At 36.3% G+C, this 17628-nt stretch carries 18 protein-coding genes; 10 read left to right on the top strand and 8 right to left on the bottom strand.

Annotated features, from left to right (window positions below; all coding sequences use genetic code 11):
* Positions 1 to 17 precede the first annotated feature (17 nt).
* Positions 18 to 785: an MBL fold metallo-hydrolase gene (locus tag BUA97_RS13320; protein WP_072999051.1), complete on the bottom strand. Its 768-nt coding sequence runs from the start codon at positions 783 to 785 to the stop codon at positions 18 to 20.
* Positions 786 to 839: 54 nt separating this feature from the next.
* On the opposite strand from BUA97_RS13320, the gene BUA97_RS13315 reads away from it, so the two are divergent.
* The 6 genes from BUA97_RS13315 to BUA97_RS13290 all read left to right on the top strand — a co-directional run bounded on the left by BUA97_RS13315 (position 840) and on the right by BUA97_RS13290 (position 7260).
* Entirely contained in the window at positions 840 to 2264 is a 1425-nt protein-coding gene (locus tag BUA97_RS13315; RefSeq protein ID WP_072999419.1) for a nicotinate-nucleotide adenylyltransferase, read from the top strand.
* 63 nt (positions 2265 to 2327) lie between these two features.
* Positions 2328 to 2774 carry a GAF domain-containing protein gene (locus BUA97_RS13310; protein WP_072999047.1) on the top strand — a complete coding sequence of 149 codons (447 nt, stop codon included), beginning with the start codon at positions 2328 to 2330 and terminating at the stop codon, positions 2772 to 2774.
* 228 nt (positions 2775 to 3002) lie between these two features.
* A complete protein-coding gene (locus BUA97_RS13305; RefSeq protein WP_072999417.1) occupies positions 3003 to 4406 on the top strand; it encodes a TolC family protein in 1404 nt (467 codons plus the stop codon).
* 20 nt (positions 4407 to 4426) lie between these two features.
* Positions 4427 to 5386 (top strand): HlyD family secretion protein, encoded by a 960-nt coding sequence (locus BUA97_RS13300; protein ID WP_072999045.1) that lies wholly within the window; start codon positions 4427 to 4429, stop codon positions 5384 to 5386.
* Between the two features lie 23 nt (positions 5387 to 5409).
* A complete protein-coding gene (locus tag BUA97_RS13295; RefSeq protein ID WP_072999043.1) occupies positions 5410 to 6612 on the top strand; it encodes an ABC transporter permease in 1203 nt (400 codons plus the stop codon).
* Between the two features lie 87 nt (positions 6613 to 6699).
* The gene (locus tag BUA97_RS13290; RefSeq protein WP_072999040.1) at positions 6700 to 7260 is read left to right on the top strand and encodes a Crp/Fnr family transcriptional regulator; all 561 of its coding nucleotides are present in this window, start codon (positions 6700 to 6702) and stop codon (positions 7258 to 7260) included.
* On the opposite strand, the gene BUA97_RS13285 is transcribed toward BUA97_RS13290, so the two are convergent.
* From BUA97_RS13285 to BUA97_RS13255, 7 genes are all read right to left on the bottom strand, one after another.
* Positions 7244 to 7978: an ABC transporter substrate-binding protein gene (locus BUA97_RS13285; RefSeq protein WP_072999038.1), complete on the bottom strand. Its 735-nt coding sequence runs from the start codon at positions 7976 to 7978 to the stop codon at positions 7244 to 7246. The two genes, BUA97_RS13290 and BUA97_RS13285, sit on opposite strands and share 17 nt — an antisense overlap.
* Before the next feature lie 72 nt (positions 7979 to 8050).
* Positions 8051 to 8644, bottom strand: a complete 594-nt coding sequence (locus tag BUA97_RS13280) for a DUF5606 family protein (protein ID WP_072999036.1) — start codon at positions 8642 to 8644, stop codon at positions 8051 to 8053.
* Between the two features lie 103 nt (positions 8645 to 8747).
* Entirely contained in the window at positions 8748 to 9320 is a 573-nt protein-coding gene (gene def, locus BUA97_RS13275; protein ID WP_072999034.1) for a peptide deformylase, read from the bottom strand.
* A complete protein-coding gene (gene ruvX, locus BUA97_RS13270; RefSeq protein WP_072999032.1) occupies positions 9317 to 9730 on the bottom strand; it encodes a Holliday junction resolvase RuvX in 414 nt (137 codons plus the stop codon). The genes def and ruvX overlap by 4 nt, the downstream gene beginning before the upstream one ends.
* Positions 9731 to 9873: 143 nt before the next feature.
* Positions 9874 to 10740 carry a hypothetical protein gene (locus tag BUA97_RS13265; protein ID WP_072999030.1) on the bottom strand — a complete coding sequence of 289 codons (867 nt, stop codon included), beginning with the start codon at positions 10738 to 10740 and terminating at the stop codon, positions 9874 to 9876.
* 68 nt (positions 10741 to 10808) lie between these two features.
* Positions 10809 to 11405: a hypothetical protein gene (locus BUA97_RS13260; RefSeq protein WP_072999028.1), complete on the bottom strand. Its 597-nt coding sequence runs from the start codon at positions 11403 to 11405 to the stop codon at positions 10809 to 10811.
* A 116-nt stretch (positions 11406 to 11521) separates the two neighbouring features.
* Complete coding sequence (locus BUA97_RS13255) at positions 11522 to 12019, bottom strand: RNA polymerase sigma factor (RefSeq protein ID WP_072999026.1); 498 nt, start codon at positions 12017 to 12019, stop codon at positions 11522 to 11524.
* 219 nt (positions 12020 to 12238) lie between these two features.
* On the opposite strand from BUA97_RS13255, the gene BUA97_RS13250 reads away from it, so the two are divergent.
* The 4 genes from BUA97_RS13250 to dacB all read left to right on the top strand — a co-directional run bounded on the left by BUA97_RS13250 (position 12239) and on the right by dacB (position 17596).
* The gene (locus BUA97_RS13250; protein WP_072999024.1) at positions 12239 to 12934 is read left to right on the top strand and encodes an ABC transporter ATP-binding protein; all 696 of its coding nucleotides are present in this window, start codon (positions 12239 to 12241) and stop codon (positions 12932 to 12934) included.
* Positions 12935 to 12942: 8 nt separating this feature from the next.
* A complete protein-coding gene (locus BUA97_RS13245; protein WP_139258322.1) occupies positions 12943 to 13527 on the top strand; it encodes a hypothetical protein in 585 nt (194 codons plus the stop codon).
* A gap of 13 nt (positions 13528 to 13540) precedes the next feature.
* Positions 13541 to 15991: a replication restart helicase PriA gene (priA, locus tag BUA97_RS13240; RefSeq protein WP_072999020.1), complete on the top strand. Its 2451-nt coding sequence runs from the start codon at positions 13541 to 13543 to the stop codon at positions 15989 to 15991.
* Between the two features lie 150 nt (positions 15992 to 16141).
* Positions 16142 to 17596 carry a D-alanyl-D-alanine carboxypeptidase/D-alanyl-D-alanine endopeptidase gene (gene dacB / locus BUA97_RS13235; protein ID WP_072999018.1) on the top strand — a complete coding sequence of 485 codons (1455 nt, stop codon included), beginning with the start codon at positions 16142 to 16144 and terminating at the stop codon, positions 17594 to 17596.
* Positions 17597 to 17628: the final 32 nt, after the last annotated feature.

Genomic DNA, 17628 nt, shown 5'->3' with positions numbered 1-17628 from the left:
TTCAACTTTTTTTAGAATTAAAATTCAATTTCCAATCCATCGAAAGCAAGGTGTACATTATCAGGAAGTTCAAGTTCCACTTCATCATGAAAACCTAAATGATGACTGATATGGATAAGGTAAGTTTTCTTTGGTTTCAGCTCTTCCACGAGTTCCAAAACCTGTGGAAGAATAAAATGTGAATGATGAGGTTCGGTTTTTCTGAGGCAGTTGATGATAAAAAAATCAAGGTTTTTAAGCTTTTCCTTCTCTTTTTCATCAATCTTGCTTGCATCGGTAATATAAGCAAGATTCTTAAATTTGAATCCGAGAATATTAATTTCAGAATGGATGATATCGATAGGAATAATATCAATTTCATCGAACAACCTGAATTTATCATCAATTTCGAAAAGATCAAAACTTGGCGCACCAGGATATCGTTGCTCAATAAAAGCATATGGAAAACGTTCCCTTATTTCATTAGCCACCCGCAAATTACAATAGATCGTCATAGATGCTTTATTCTTGAAGATCAAAGGTCGCAGGTCGTCCAGGCCGATAATATGATCGTTATGTTCATGGGTAATCAGAACCGCGTCGATCTGTTCTTCCTTATTCATCAGCATCTGCTGGCGAAAATCGGGACCGCAGTCTATCAGGATCTTTTTTCCGGAATCTGTCGTTACCAAAGCTGAGGTTCGCAGTCTTTTATCTTTTGGATTATCCGACAAGCAAACCGGATGATGGCTGCCAATAACGGGAATCCCCTGTGATGTTCCGGTTCCTAAAAATTTCAAAAGCATTTTCGTAATTGCGCTGTTTTTGGTAAATTTACAAAATAAATCTAATTCTTTGTGATAAAGCCAAAACTTACCCCAAAACAGAAAGCTTTAGCTATTAATCTCGATTCTTCTATCTACGGAACTTTTGCGGAAATCGGTGCAGGCCAGGAAACTGTCCGCCATTTTTTTCGTGCCGGCGGTGCATCGCAGACCATTGCAAAAGCGATGTCTGCTTATGACAAAGACTTTTCAGATGCCATCTATGGTAAGGAGGCGAAGAACCGTTACGTCACGCAGAACCGGCTCAGAAAGATGTTGCGTTATGAAATGGCGCTGATAGAAGAAAGAATTCCAAGAGAGAAAAATCCCGGAAAAAAATTCTTTTCCTATGCCAATACCGTTACAACGATCAATTTTGATAAAACTTCAAAAGGCCATGGCTGGGTAGGGATTCGATATCAGAATAATGAGAATGAAGATTTTAACGAGATCGTTATTCATGTCAAGTTCAAGGAGACAAATGCGACACTTCAGCAGGAAACACTCGGGAGTCTTGGTGTTAATTTGATTTATGGTGCTTACTTCTACGCAGATAATCCAAGAATTCTCATCGAATCTCTGTATGACGATCTGTCCACAGACAGACTGGAAATTGATATGATAGATTTCAGCGGTCCAGCATTCCAGTATGTAGACAATCGTCTGATGAGTCTTCAGCTGGTGAAACTGGGGATGACCGATGCTGTGATTTTCAATTCTCAGGGAAATAATATGCTGCCTGCCGACATTCTTTACAAAAAGAATATTTTTGCTGTGAGGGGAAGTTTCCGTCCTGTAACAAGGGTGAATATCGATATGTTCGAGCACGGATTACAAATGTTTAATCAGGATAATGCCTGTGACAGCGATAACACGCAGATCCTTTTTGAAATCACGATTTCAAATCTGCGCGCAGATGGTGATATCAACGAAAGGGATTTCCTCGACAGGGTTGATATTCTCGGGAAATTGGGATATACAGTAATGATCTCCAACTTCTCCGAATATTACAGAATGGTTGATTATTTTTCGACATTTACAAATCAGCATATCGGTGTGGCGATGGGTGTTAATAACCTTTTAGATGTCTTTGATGAAGAGTATTATAAGAATCTCCCTGGCGGAATTCTGGAAGCATTCGGGAAGTTTTTCAAGAAAGATATGCGGGTTTATCTATATCCATACAAAGATCCTAATACCGGAGAATTGCTGACTTCTGACAACCTGAAAGTTAATGATAATCTGAAGGAATTGTATAAATATTTTAAGCTCAACAAACGGATTGTGGACATCACGGATTTCAACCCGAAGTTCCTGGAAATCTATTCCAGAGAGATCCTGAAAAAAATAGTTACGCAGGAAATGGGTTGGGAAGAAGAACTTCCGCAAGGCGTTTCGGAGATGATAAAAGACCGACAGATGTTCGGTTACAAACAATTGACTTTTGATGGCCTGAATTAATCATAGCTTTTTAAACAAATCGACTTTTAAAAGATATTCAGATCTTGAATTAAATAATTAAAAATGGTAGAATTAAAAAAAAGACTTTCGGTTATCCTGGAAAGTCCGCAAGATACAAACGTAAAACTTCTGAAAATCTGTCAGCTTTTGGATAAAGAAATTTCTTATTACAACTGGACAGGTTTCTATTTCAAAAATGGAGATAAGGATGAGCTGGTTCTCGGGCCTTATGTTGGCGCAGTTACGGATCATGTGATTATTCCTTTCGGTAAGGGTATTTGTGGTCAGGTTGCTGAGTCCGGCGAAACCTTCGTCGTTCCGGATGTTCATGCTCAGGATAATTATTTGTCCTGTTCCATCGATACAAAAGCGGAGATCGTGGTTCCAATTTTTAAAAATGGAGAAAATATCGGACAGATTGATATCGACTCTCATACAATTGATCCGTTCACAAAAGAAGATGAGGAAATGCTGAACTGGCTTTGCGAGGAGGTTGCGAAGATTTTATAATATTAAATTATACAACCACAAGGTCACAAAAGATGAAGTTAAAGCTTTGTGGTTTTTGAGTTTTTTAAACATTATTCATCAACTTCCGATAATATTTCCCACGACCAGATGCGTTTCTTATAAAAATTCTATTTTCAATTATTAGTTTTACTTTTCATTTTTTGATAAATGTCAAAGGAAACAATGTTTTCCTTTCGGAAATTTGTGTCAACAAACAGAACATCAAAAATGAAAACATTAAAGAAAATTGTCTCTTTTGCAATTATTGGTTTTCCTTTGATTTTGCAGGCACAGTCTGCTCCCACACTTCAGGAGCTTATAGATGCAGCAATGACAAAAGATGCCGCAATTGAACAACAAAATTTAGACTCTAAATCTAATCTGCTGGATCAGCAAAAACTGAAAGATGTTTTTCTTCCAAAATTGGAGATATCAGGAAAAACCGGTTACATCAACGCAACAGCCAGACTCATTTCTCCAGAAATTACTATTCCTGCGATTAAGCCCATTTTTCCTGGAGCGGTTTTTCAGGAAGGTGCTTTTAATAATAATTTTACTTTGTCCGGATTTGAAGCTGCTGCGAAAGCAGAAGCCAAAGTATTGATTTATTCTGGCGGTAAAGTCAAATATCTGAAACAGGCTTTAGTGGAGAAAAATAATGCCAGTCAAGCTTTGCAGGCAAAAAATCAGGATGAAGTAATCACTCAGATTTCTAAAGCTTATGATCAGTTTGCATTAGTCGCAGAAAGCAAGAAAGTGCTGGATGAAAGTAAAAGAAGACTGGATGCAAATAAGAAAACTGCCGAGAAAGCGCTTGGTTATGGATTAATTACGCCTTATGATTATAAGAAAATAGAACTGGCTCAGGCCACTTTGGATTCTAAAATGGTGGAATATGAAGGAAAAAGAGAATTGTTGATTACACAACTGAATGTTCTGACAGGAATTGGGAAGGAGAGAATTGAACTCATCAACCCGAATCTGGAAAAAATCGAATATTTTGTGGATAAAACCATAGAAAATAGGGCAGAATTAAAGGCTTTAGACTTTGGGATGAAAGCTATTGATGCCAAAATAAAAGCAGAAAAAACATGGTGGATTCCGAAAGTGCAGGCTTCTACATCATTATCATACCTGGGATTTTATAATACCAATCTTTCCTCATCCAAAGCGTTGATACCGGGTTCAGGAACTAAACTGGATTATGATTTAACCAATTTAAACCTGTTTCCAATCTTCCAGGCGGGAATTGGTTTCAAATGGGATATTTTTGATGGGAATGAAGGGAAACATGAAATCGAAAAAGCCAAAATCGAAAAAGAAATTCTGGAAAGCAAAAAATCTGATACCGAAAGAAAACTTCAACTGAATCTCGCCAACAATCAGACTAACTACAATATCGCTGATTCTCAGATAGAAATGAAAGCTAAAGCAAGACAAATTGCTAAAAATGCATTAATCCAGGCTGAGAAAGAATTCAGGTATGGTTTGATAAAATCTTCCCAACTGATAGAAGCGGAAAATGACTTGGAAACTGCAGAATTAGACTATCAAACTGCCATTTTTAACCAAAGAAGAGCTGCTGTAGAACTTATGAAATCTACACAAAATCTGTCTGTCGATAAACTTTAACAACAAACATTCAACATAAAATGAAAACCTATATTTTAAAATCATCGGCTATTCTAGTGCTATTCTCTTTAATAGCCTGTAAAAATGAAAAACAAGATAAACTCATCGAAGGAAAGACAAAAAAAGAAATTGTATCCTTTGCGCCAAAAGTCACCGGTAGAATTTTGAAAATCTATGTAGAAGAAGGAGAGACGGTAAAAACAGGAGATACTCTTGCGATGCTTGACGTTCCGGAGGTTTCTGCAAAAATTGCTCAGGCCAAAGGTGCAACTACAGCCGCAGCAGCTCAGGCACAAATGGCGAAAAATGGTGCAACTGCAGACCAGCTCCGACAGTTGAGAGCCAAGCAGAAAGGACTTGCGGAACAATATGAATTCGCTCAGAAATCTTACAAAAGAGCCACAAATATGTTCAGAGACAGCCTAATGTCACCCCAAAATTACGATGAAATTTTTGCTAAATACCAGGGTGCAAAAGCACAACTGGATGCTGCAAATGCAGAGTTACATGATGTGGAGCTGGGAACCAGAATCGAAAAAATCGAAATGGCAACAGGGCAGGAAAATCAGGCTAAAGGAGCTTTGCAGGAAGCTAATGTCGCCTATTCTGAAAGATATATCATCGCAACCAATGATATGGAAATTGAAACGATTTCTCTGAATGTCGGAGAACTGGCAACTGCCGGCTATGCATTATTCAACGGTTATATACCGAATACAACTTACTTTCGTTTTACGATCCCGGAAAGTGAAATCTCCAGATTTCAGAAAGGATCACCGGTCAGTATGAAGTCAACTTATGGTAATCAGGAGTTTGAAGGAAAAATAGTTTCTGTAAAACAACTGACCAAGTATGCTGATATTACGACAGCTTTCCCGGATTATCAGCCTGAAGATGCCGTTTATGAAATCAAAGTTATTCCCATAGACAGAGCCAAGGTCAATAAGCTTTTGGTGAATTCCAGTGTTACTTTGAAGTAATCTTAACTTTTAAAAAATAAAAAATGAAACAGTTAAGATACCTTTTAAAAAGAGAGTTTCGGTTGTTTTTAACTAACAAAACGATGCTGTCTGTTTTTTTTATAGCACCTGTTTTTTATGCGCTTCTGATGGGATTCACATACAAAAACGGGAAGGTAACGGATATCCCGGTCATTGTAGTCAATCATGATAAAACGCCATTATCTTACCAGGTAATTGATATGCTGAGAGATAACAAGTCGATCAAAGTTTTGAATTATGTAGAAGAACCAGCTATCGTAAAAGATGAAGTCATAAAAACAGAAGCAGGTGCTGTGGTTATCATCCCGGAAAGATTTGAAGCCAGCATTCTTCAGAAAAAGTATCCGGAAATTAATGTCTATATCAATACATCCAATGTCCTGACCGCTAATTTTGCATCAAAAGCCATTCAGTTGACTCTGGGTACTTTTTCTGCCGGTGCAGAGATGAAGGCTTTGCAAAAGAAAGGAATGAATGCAGAGCAGGCAAAAATGAATATTGAGCCTTTCAAAGCCAATTACATTACGCTATTCAATACTACCAGTAATTATCTTATTTTTATGTGGCCGGCTCTGATGGCGGTCGTTTTGCAACAAGTGATTCTGCTGGCAATGGCAGTTACATTTTCCGAGGAGTTTAAAAGGGAGTCTTTCATAAAGGATTTTGCCGGCAAGCATAAGCATGCGGTTTTGGTAATGGCAATCAAATGTCTTCCTGTCTGGATTTTTTCTAATTTCAATATTTTGATTTTCTACCTGTGCAGCATTTATTTCAAAATCCCTGCACCGGAAAATGTGATTAATTTCTTTTTAGTGACCGCAATATTCGTAGTTGCTGCAACCAATTTGGGTGTTCTCGTAAGCATCATTATTCCGGACGCACTGAAAGCTACGCAGATTCTTATGGTGATTGCTTCACCTGCATTCATCATCAGTGGATTTACCTGGCCAACTTATGCAATGCCCGAATTTATCTCCAAATTCACCAATATTATTCCGCTAACGCCATATTTGGAGGCGTTGAAAATAATGGTGGTGGAGAAAGGTTCTGATTATCTGACGTATAGATATTTTTGGCATTTATTTATTCTGGGTTGGGTCTATTTTATTTTAGGATGGATTGCTTTGAAGATCAAGATTCATTTCTTGTTCAAGGCTTATCATATCGCAGAGAATTATGAAGACCAGAAAACAGGCTCTTCATAAGTTTTCATTTTATTTTAATGTTTGTTAGTGGGCGTTTCAAATTATTTTGGAATGCCCATTTTTCGTATTTTTACAGAAAAATAACCGATGAAAATCCTTCTGGAACTAAAAAAATATCTAAAGATAGATGACGAGATAGAAACGTTTTTTTATGAAGAATGCGAAAGCCACACTTTCGAAAAAGGCAGTCTTCTGAGCCATCAAAATTATTATAACAAAACTATTTTCTTTGTAGACCAAGGTTTATTGCGGATGTTTTACTACGAAAACGGAAAAGATATAACAACTAATTTTTATCCCGAAGGAAAAATTACCGCCAATATTGACACAATTTTTAAAAATGAACCTTCCAAGAACAATATTGAGGCGATAGAAAAATCAGTCATTATCACCTGTAATTATGATAAATTAGAAAAATTATGTTCAGTCTCACTCCCAGCAGCTAACTTCAGCAGATATATTCTTGGGAATCTGATGACGCAGATGCTGGGGAGAATTGTATCGCTACAGCATATGACTGCCAAGGAAAAATACAGACATTTTTTAGAAGAAAATCCAGATATAATTCTGCGCGCACCTCTCGGAATGGTTGCTTCATATCTGGGAATTTCGCAGGAAACACTAAGCAGAATCAGAAGTGAAATTTGATTTCATCCAGCAATTCACGGTAATACGCTCCACATTTCGCTAGGTGCGTTCCATACCAGGAAAATGCTTCGCCGTCAACAATTTTAATTTTCTGATTCAGACAAACTTCCTGGATCTCAACAATATGTTTTTCTTTAAAAGGAAAAGGTTCTGATGAAAGCAAGATCAAATCGCTTTCTTTCAAATCTTCCAGCTGAATTTCCGGATAACGTTTCTCGTTTTTAAACAAATTCTCAAATCCTAATTCTTCCATAATCCTCGAAATAAAAGTATCGCCACCAACCGTCATATAAGGATTTTTCCAAATGAGATAAGCTGCTTTCAGCCGTTTTTCAGATTCCGGAATGTCAAAGACTTCATAAGTTTTCAGATTATAAAACTGTGCTTTTTCTTCTTTTCCAAATATGTGTCCGAGTTGTTTGATTAAATAATAATTATCTTCCAATGTCTCCACATTCGTTACCAGAATGTTGAAATCCTTCATCAATTCTTCAACCTGTTCTTTGACGTTTTCTTCTTTGTTAGCGATGATTAGGTCAGGTTTCAGAGATTTTATTTTATCGATGTTCAGGTTTTTTGTTCCGCCGATGACCTCAACCTTATCAACGCAATCTTTTGGATGGATACAGAACTTAGTCCGACCAACAATTTCGTCGGTCGATAAATCCAGATCGAACAGACTTTCCGTAATCGAGGGAACCAATGAAATAACTCTCATAATAAAAAAAACTCTCTCAAAAATAAACATTTCTGAGAGAGCATTTTAAGATTTACAATTAATAACTGACTATTAATCTTCTTTCTTTGTCGTTTTTTTTGTCGGCGCTTTTTTTGCTGCAGGTTTTTCAGCTTTTGCCTCAGTTTCTTTTTCTGTTTTTTCAGCAGTTTTTTTTGCTGGCGCTTTTTTCGCAGCAGGTTTCTTCTCTGCCTTCTCTGCTTTTTCCTCAGTCTTAGTTTCTTCAGCCACTTCCACAGCCGGCGCTTCCGGTTTCACAAAACTTTCCGCCGTGATGTAGCCTGCTTTCTGAAGCAAGTTATACCATTGAGCCAATTTTTTGATATCGGACTCATATACTCTTTCCACGTCATAATTTGGTAGAGATTCGGACATAAAAGCTCTCAATTCCTCGCTGGAAGATTTGTGACTGATAGTCGGCTTGTAGTCGTATTTTTTTGCAATATTTTCAAAGACTTCAAACAAAGGAACTTCTTTATCAAATGTGAACATCGCGATATTGTCAAGAAGACTTACCTGGCTTGAGTTCGAGATGCTTGCTTTTTTCTTGGTAGTGATATCTTCAACGATAAAACCGTTTTTAAGCTGAGAAACCAATTTGAAAAGTCCCGGTTTTCCGGAGATTGAAATAATTTTTTCTAACTGCATTTTAATATTTTTTCTTTAGTAATGTTATATTTTTTTGTGAGAGGTTTTAAGTTGGGGGTAAGAGTTAGTTTTTACTTGTAATTTCTAACATTCAGCTTCTTGCCTATTTCGGAAACCTCATTTTATAGCTTACGCTCACATCGCCGTTTGCAATCTTCTGAAGTTTTCCTTTCACGATCTTTTTCTTCAAAGCACTAAGGTGATCCGTGAAAAGAATACCTTCAATATGGTCATATTCATGTTGAATCACTCTTGCTCTGATGTCCGAGAATGTATCGGTATGTTTAACGAAATTTTCATCGTGATACTCTATTTTGATGGTCGACTTACGCTTAACATCTTCACGGACTTCAGGAATACTAAGGCAACCTTCGTTGAATTTCCATTCTTCACCGGATTCCTCCAGGATCTTGGCATTGATGAAAACTTTTTTGAAATCCTTCAGCTCATCCGCTATGTTTTCATAATCTTCGTCATCAGAAAGCGGTGAAACATCTACAATGAAAAGCCTGATATCCAGACCGATCTGAGGCGCAGCCAAACCGATTCCGTTCGCACCATACATGGTTTCAAACATATTATCGATAAGGGTTTGCAGCTCGGGATAATCTTTCTCGATTTCGTGAGCTTTTTTTCTCAAAACGCTGTCGCCAAAGGCTCTAATTGGTAGAATCATCTTTTCTGGTCTAAAAAATTCTGCAACAATATCGTTGCGCTCACTTTATCAATCAATCCTTTTTCCTGTCTCTGTTTTTTGTTTTTTCCGCTTTGGCTGATAAAAAAAGAAGCCATTTTGGAAGTGAAACGTTCATCCAGACGATTGATTTTCTGATTTGGAAATTCTTTTTCAAACACCGAAATGAATTTCTGAATTTCAGTTTCGATGTCGGACATATTTCCTTTCAAATCTGTGGGAAGTCCGACGACAATCTCGTCCACGCCGTTTTCGGAAAAATATTTTTTCAGAAAATCTACAAGTTTTGGTGTTTCTACTGTCGTCAGTCCGCTTGCAATAATTTGCATATCGTCAGTCGCAGCGATTCCCGTTCTTGCTTTTCCGTAGTCGATGGCCAGGATTTGTCCCATAAGTCTGCAAATTTACAAAAAAATTCAGCTTATGGAAATTGATAATCGGGATATTGATTTTGAAGTTATTTTTTTGGCTGGTTTATTAGGTTTATCATCTTTAAACAGACTTAAAAAAGGATTCAGAATATTCAAAAATCATATTACTTTTCTATATTATTGTTGTCTGGATTTTGGTTTTCCGGATGTCCATTCTTCTGATCATCGTTGATTTTTCTTACCACATCGGTTAACATTATAACTAATTGATTGGTTTTATTATTCCAAATACTTAAATATTTTTTGTTAACCACATTATAGCTTTCCCAATTGGTGAGATTCTGATATAGCATCAAAGTACAAATATCTGTCGGTGTCATGTATGGCCAATCTTCCAGTATATGAGAATGTATACCAGACACAGTTTTGCCTACTTTTTCGTCTGTTATTTTTTGAGTAATAAGTGATTTGTGTAAACGTTGAACTTTTTTAATTTCATTTTTTTTATTAAAGTCAATTAGATAATCATTTCCGAAAAGAACGATATTGTTTTGTTTTGGTCCGGTTAAAACATAAACCTTTCTGACATCTTTTTTTATAATAGGAATTAAATTAAAGTCTGTATTATTATAATATTTGAATATTGTATCTTTTTTTACTCTTTCTAAGGCTGCATGTCTAATTGTTGCATATTCATTTTCGGTACTTGTAAAATCTCGTTCAGACAAATCAATATTGGCATTTTCGGGCTTATAGTTTGTTGGGAAAGCGATGGTTCCAATCACGCGTTTACTTTTTGAGAAAAATATACATTTTGGGATTCCATCATCTATATACGAGAAGTATCCTCCAATATTTTCTCGGTTCTTATAATTAGCAAGAAAAATGTCTGTTCCATACCAACTTGCCATTTCGCTTCTGTAAAGCATTATTCCCTCATCTGTTATTTCTTGTGCTATTTTTTCTAAATTCTGGGCAGAAATTCCTGTTGTGAGAAAAAAGAGAAAAAGAATATTATATAATTTTTTCATAGAGAAGTTTTTCTAATTTAAGAATTTTAAAGTAAAAACCCCGCATTTTTTTGCGAGGTATTTCCATATTAATTCTGTTTCATTTCTTTTACAAGACTTTCAATTTTATCAATGTATTTTCCGTAGAAATGTTTGAACCACCAGTTTCCGGCGAAGTAAAGTGCAAACAAACCAAACAGAATAGAAAGCAGGAATTTGAAAGCTAAAAGTCCATCTGTATAGTCGTGGCTGTATGGGATTGATTCTGTAATGATGATGATTTCGCAGACAAAAAACGGCACAAAACTTAGATAGAAAGACAAATAATATTGTTTATTCAATTCAAATTGATGTAACAGATCTTTCAGAGAGTCCAAAGTTCCTAAGGTCGGGTTGCTGATTTCCTTATACAATTTAAAAAACTTGCTGAAGAAAAAAGCAGTCACTAATGCCATAGATGCCACCAGAACATCTATATAGAGCCTGAAACGGAACGGAATTGGAAAAAACCAAATGACAACCAAAATTATGGGAAGCAACACAATTGTCGACCAAAATTCATAACGCATATTTTTACGGATTCTTTCCAGAGGATGGTGGATTTGTCCCTGTTTTTCCGGCGAGATCTCCGGTGTTTCGGAAACATCTTCTTTATTCCATAATGATTTGAGATTATCTAAGTCCATATCTTTGATAGTTGATAGTTGATAGTTGATAGTTGATAGTTGATAGTTGATAGTTGATAGTTGATAGTTGATGGTTGATAGTTGATGGCTGTCAGTCTGAGTGGAGTCGAGGGGTTTTATCTTTTGTCTTGAATTAACTCTTTTAATTTCTCTTTTGCACGGTTCAGCTTTACTCTGGCGTTTCCCTCCGATATTCCCATCTGTTCCGCCATTTCTCTTCCGGAAAAGTCTTCCAGATAATAGAAGATTAGAGCTTTGTCAATGGGATTCAGTTTTTGGATGGATTCGTACATGACTTTCAGTTTTTGCTCGTCTTCGTGGTTGTATTCTTCTTCTTTGATTTTATACAGCGAGACATCATCATTCTGGATGAAGTTCCGTCGTTTTTCAGATTTCAGGAATATAATTGCAGTGTTGAGCGCAATTCTATATAGCCAGGTCGAGAATTCACTTTTCCCTTCGAAGCTTGAAAAAGACTTCCACACCTGATAGACAATCTCCTGAAAAAGGTCGTTCTGGTCATCACGATTATCCATATACATCTTGGAAATCTTGAAGATGATCCCTTTATGTTTCTCGATTTTCGCTAAAAATTCTTTCTCAGATGACTGCATTATTGTTTAACTCTGTTGGGTTAGTAATAATAAATAAAATTTGTTACAAAAAATCCGAAGAATAGTGAATAACCCTAATTGAGCAAACTGTTACCCCAGCTAAGTAGACAATAAGAGGTCTACACAGACTGTTACACATTACATTAAAATAAAACCAATCAATTTTCATATTTTTGTAAATCAATTGTCAATTATTAATGATCATTTATAACACAATCAATGTCTTTAAAAATCTCAGGACTTACCAAGAAATTCGGAGAGCAGATTGCGCTCGACGGTATCAATATCACGATTTCAAATAATGAAATTATCGGACTACTCGGCCCCAATGGTGCAGGAAAATCTACGCTGATGAAATCCATCACAGGTGTCCTGAAAATCGATGAAGGCGAAATTCTTCTGGACGACAAAAACATTACAGAAAACGATATCGAATCCAAAAAGAAAATCGGTTTCCTGCCGGAAAATAATCCGCTCTATAATGAGATGTTTGTGAAAGAATACCTGCAGTTTGTGGCGAATCTTCATCATATCAGAAAAGAAAGAGTGGAAGAAGTAATCGGTTTGGTTGGGATTACACCTGAAAAGTCAAAGAAAATCCTGCAACTTTCCAAAGGTTACAAACAAAGAGTTGGTTTGGCTCAAGCCATTCTTCACGAACCGGATTTATTGATTCTCGATGAACCAACAAATGGACTCGACCCCAATCAAATCGTAGAAATCCGAAATGTGATCAAAGAAATCGGAAAAGAAAAAACTGTGATTTTGTCCACGCATATTATGCAGGAAGTCGAAGCACTTTGTTCGCGTGTGATTTTGATTCATCAAGGAAAAATATTACAGGATTCTCCAATTTCTGAGTTCAAAGGGAAGTTTGGAAGCTTGGAAGAGGCTTTCCAGAGTTATACGGGTTAGTTATTGAGATGAAAAGATTTTTTATATTACTTTTTCTCTTAATGTTTTTCATTGGTTTTTCTCAAAAAAGAGAATTTAAAAATCAAGGAGAGCAAGAAAATTATTGGGCTGAACAAATTTTTGAAAAAAAATATAAGAAAGAAAATTATTCAAGATTTAATTCCGAAATTTTAGTAAAAAGTAATTCAGAAATTCTTTTCGATAATAAAACATTAATAGTTTATTGCTCTTCTGATTATCTACCTATTTTTACGTTAGGGATTTTTTATCCACAATTATTGATAGGAACTGGAGAAAATAATGAAATTTTTTCCAAAGATGAATTTGATAAATTAACAGATGAGAAAAAGTTTTTCTATAATCTTCAGAAAAATGATTCATTCAATATTTCAAATCTAGAGGAACTTAAGTTTTTAAATAAAAATCCTACAATTAAGAGATTTAGATTTTGGAATTTTCGTTCTGGATTTGCAAATCCACAAGTGTATTATTTTGAATTGACTAATAAAAATGCAAATAAAAAAACATCATTAGAAGAATTTATTAAACGTTCTGAATTGACCTACATAAAATCTGGTCATTTAGTCATTTAAAAATATCACAACATTGCAATTCGCTCAAATTATCCTTCCGCTCAATCTCAAAGGAACTTTTACGTACAAAGTTCCAGCAGATTTTTTGGATAAAATTGAAGTCGGAATGCGGGTTTTGGTTCCGTTTCGTGGGAAGAAAATTTACACAGGAATTGTTGCAGAACTTTTCAATGATTTTGAAGAAACTTTTGTTCCTAAAGAAATCATCAATTTATTGGATAATCAACCGATTGTTCCACAACAGCAACTGGAATTCTGGAATTGGCTCAGCTCTTATTATCTCTGTAATCTCGGCGAAATTTACCGTTTGGCGTTTCCGTCTTCTTTGAAATTAGAAAGCGAAACTTACGTCCGGTTATTATCCGAAAGAACGATTGACTGGCAAAATCTGGATGCGAACGAAACTTATCTTCTCCAAGCTTTGGAAGTTCGACAAATGCTGAATTTGCAGGAGATTGAAGCTTTCATCCCCAAAAAAGAAATCATCAAAACTATCAATGCACTTATTGATGAACGATATATTTCAGTAGATGAAAAAATAACTGAAAAATATAAGGCGAAAGAAGTTGCGTATTTGCGAATCAACCGAGACGAATTAAATATTAAAATTCATCTAGCGGAAGTGATTTCAAGTCTGAAAAAGGCAAAGAAACAGCAGGAATTGTTTCTATTGCTCTTGGATAAGGAAACCGAAAATCCTGATAAACCCGTCAGAAAATCCGATATTTTTGACGAAGGAAATTTTAATCAATCGCAGGTTAAACTTCTGATTGAAAAAAAATTGATTCAGGAATATTATCTTGAAAAATACAGAATCGAATCTTACGAAGGCAAAATCGAGGAGATTGAAGAACTGACGGATATTCAGAAAACTGCGATTTTAGAAATTAATCAGGCTTTTGAAGAGGATAAAAATGTGTTGCTTCATGGCGTGACTTCATCGGGAAAAACGCATATCTATCTTGAGAAAATTGAAGATTGCGTAATTGCGGGAGAAAATGTGCTTTTGCTGTTGCCGGAGATTGCGTTGACTAAACAAATCACCATCCGACTCGAGAAAAAATATGGCAAGAAACTCGGATTTTATCATAATAAACTGACGGATTTTGAAAGGGTAGAAGTCTGGAAAAAAATCAAAAATAATGAACTTCAAATATTGATTGGGACAAGGAATTCTTTGTTTTTGCCTTATGAAAATCTGGGATTGATTATTGTCGATGAGGAGCACGATTCGGCTTACCGACAACGTGATCAGAGCTTCTTTTTCAATGCCAAAGATTCTGCGATGATGCTTGCGGAGTTTTATCAATCCAGATTGATTCTTGGTTCGGCAACACCTTCTTTGGAAAGCTATGATCTGGCGATGAAAGATAAGCTGCGTTATGTGGTTCTGAACGAAAGATTTGGGGAAGTTGATTTGCCGGAATTCAAAATTATTGATATCAAGGAAGCGCAAAACCAGAAGAAAATCGTCGGAAATTTCAGTCAGACAATGATTGACGAAATCAACCGTCAGCTAGAAGAAAGAAAACAAACCATTATACTTCACAACCGGCGTGGATATGCCAATGTTGTCGAATGTGAAACCTGCGGCCATGTGACTTATTGCAGTAATTGTGATGTCGTGATGACGTATCACAAAGCTTCCAACGAACTCAAATGCCATTACTGCGGACACCGTGCTTCCAAACCGATCTCCTGCCCAAGCTGTAACAGTGATAATCTGAATACAAGAGGAATCGGTGTGGAACAAATCGAGGAAGAAGTGCAGAAAATTTTTTCTGATTCGGAAGTGGACAGGATGGATGTGGACTCGATGCGTAAGAAATTTGCCTACGAAAAACTCTATGAAAAGCTGGAAAATGGGGAAACGGACATCCTGGTCGGAACACAGATGATTTCCAAAGGCCTGGATTTTGACAATATAGAATTGGTCGCGATTCCAAAGGCAGATTCTATGATTCATGTTCAGGATTTCCGTGCAGAGGAAAGGGCTTATCAGTTGATCACTCAAGTTGCAGGACGAGCAGGGCGCATTTCCGGGAAAGGAAAAATTCTGATTCAGACTTATAATCCGCTGCACTCGGTTTTTGAGTTGATTAAAAATCAGAATATTAAAGAGACTTATCAGTATTTTCTTGATGAAAGAAAAAAATTCCTTTATCCGCCTTTTGTGAAATTGATAATGATCGAGCTGAAACACAGAAAAGAAGATAAAGTCAACCGTGCATCGCAGTTTCTCGGATCGATTTTCAGAAAATATATTCCGGAAGAATGCATTCTCGGGCCTGAAAAATCCCCTATAGCAAGGCTTAATAACCTTTATCAGTATCAGGTTCTTCTAAAATTTCCAAAAAACAGAAACTACAGAATCTATAAAGAATTACTCCTGAAATCATTTGATGAATTTGATGAAATTACAGCTTATAAATCCGTAAAGAAAGATGTGTTTGTTGATTTTTAACTTTTTTTTAACTGAATTTTGAATCTTTTATTACGGTTAACCGTAAAATCTATAGCAATAATCTCTAATTTTACTACGTTTTGAGAGTAAGGTTGCTTATTCAACACCCTTTATTAAAAATAATTCAACAAAATTCTAATTCTTTTGAGAATGAATAAATTAAGAAATTACTTTTCAATCATCACGATTGGTATTTCCTCAGTTATTTTTTCGCAAGGAAGCGTCGCAGTTTCAAGTTTTCCTCAGGTTTCAGAAAATCAGGGGCTTGTAAAAGATATAACGGCAGAAAAGGCGCTGCTTTCTCCGAAAGATCAAATTGAATTCAATATCAATAAGATGTTTACAGACCCGGTTCTGAGGAATGCCAACTGGGGATTTGTAGTTTATGATCCAAAAACTGAAAAAATTGTGACGGCTTATAACGAAACAGCTCCGTTGATCCCGGCTTCTACAACTAAATTATTAACGACGGAAACGGCATTTTCTCTATTAGGGACGCAGTACAGATGGAACACACAACTGGAATACTCGGGCAGTATAGACGCAGACGGCATCCTTACAGGGAATCTTTATATTGTAGGAAGCGGTGATCCTTCTTTGGGCGGAAACAGAGGTGGTGCCGCCAGCTATACACAGATTGTCAGCCAATATCTGGATGCAATCCGGGAGAAAGGAATTAAAAAAATTACTGGTGATATCATTATTCAGACTGCAATCTTCAAGGAGAATAAAACCGAACTTCCACAGAATATAGTCTGGCTGGAGCAAAAAAATTATTTTCTTCCTGTAGGAACCACAAAGGATATCGACCCGAGGAATGAAAAACTGATTATTAACCAATCCAATAATCCTTTTAATCAGCAAAAAAAGTATTTTTATGTTTCGCCATATGCTAACAAACTGGTTTACGCCGATAAGTTTGAAGGAAGCTGGGTAACGACAAAAGTAGCTGAACCACCTGCTTTTTTAGCCAATAAGCTAAGAGAAAGTCTGGTGAAAAATAAGATTACCGTTTCTGGAAAAGTTGCGCCGAAAATAGTCGACAGAGAACCGGAACCCAGAGAAGTGCTTACGGTTTACAAATCTCCAACTCTGACAGAGATAATCAATTATACCAATCAAAGAAGTGATAACAACTATGCGGAAGCATTGTTAAAAGCTAACGGTTTTCATAAGTTAGGAGATCAGACGATAGAATCAGGAAGAACCGTTGTGAAAGATCATTTGCAATCCATCGGTTTTGATCTGAACGGTCTTAACTATATGGACGGAAGCGGATTATCAAAGGCCCATACCGTGACACCAATTTCGCAGGTTAAGTTTTTGGCTAAAATGATGAAGTCGCCCTATTACAAAGAATATTTCGAATCTTTGCCAATCGCAGGACAATCTGGAACTTTGAAACATATGTTTCTTCTGAATTCCAACGGACAGATTTTTGCCAAAACAGGGACGCTAAACGGTGTGAAATGTCTTGCCGGATATATCAAAACCAGAAATAACAGGACACTTGCCTTTTCTTTACTAATCAACAAATTCTCGGGATCTGTAAGTCAGGTGAAAGACAGAATGGAGCAATTGCTGGATCCGACTTTAGATTTGTAATAGTCAATCTTTTATAAATTTAAAACTCATCT

The organism is Epilithonimonas mollis (assembly GCF_900142325.1).
In the GTDB taxonomy this organism is placed as follows: domain Bacteria; phylum Bacteroidota; class Bacteroidia; order Flavobacteriales; family Weeksellaceae; genus Epilithonimonas; species Epilithonimonas mollis.
This window is presented reverse-complemented; position numbering and strand designations above follow the sequence as displayed.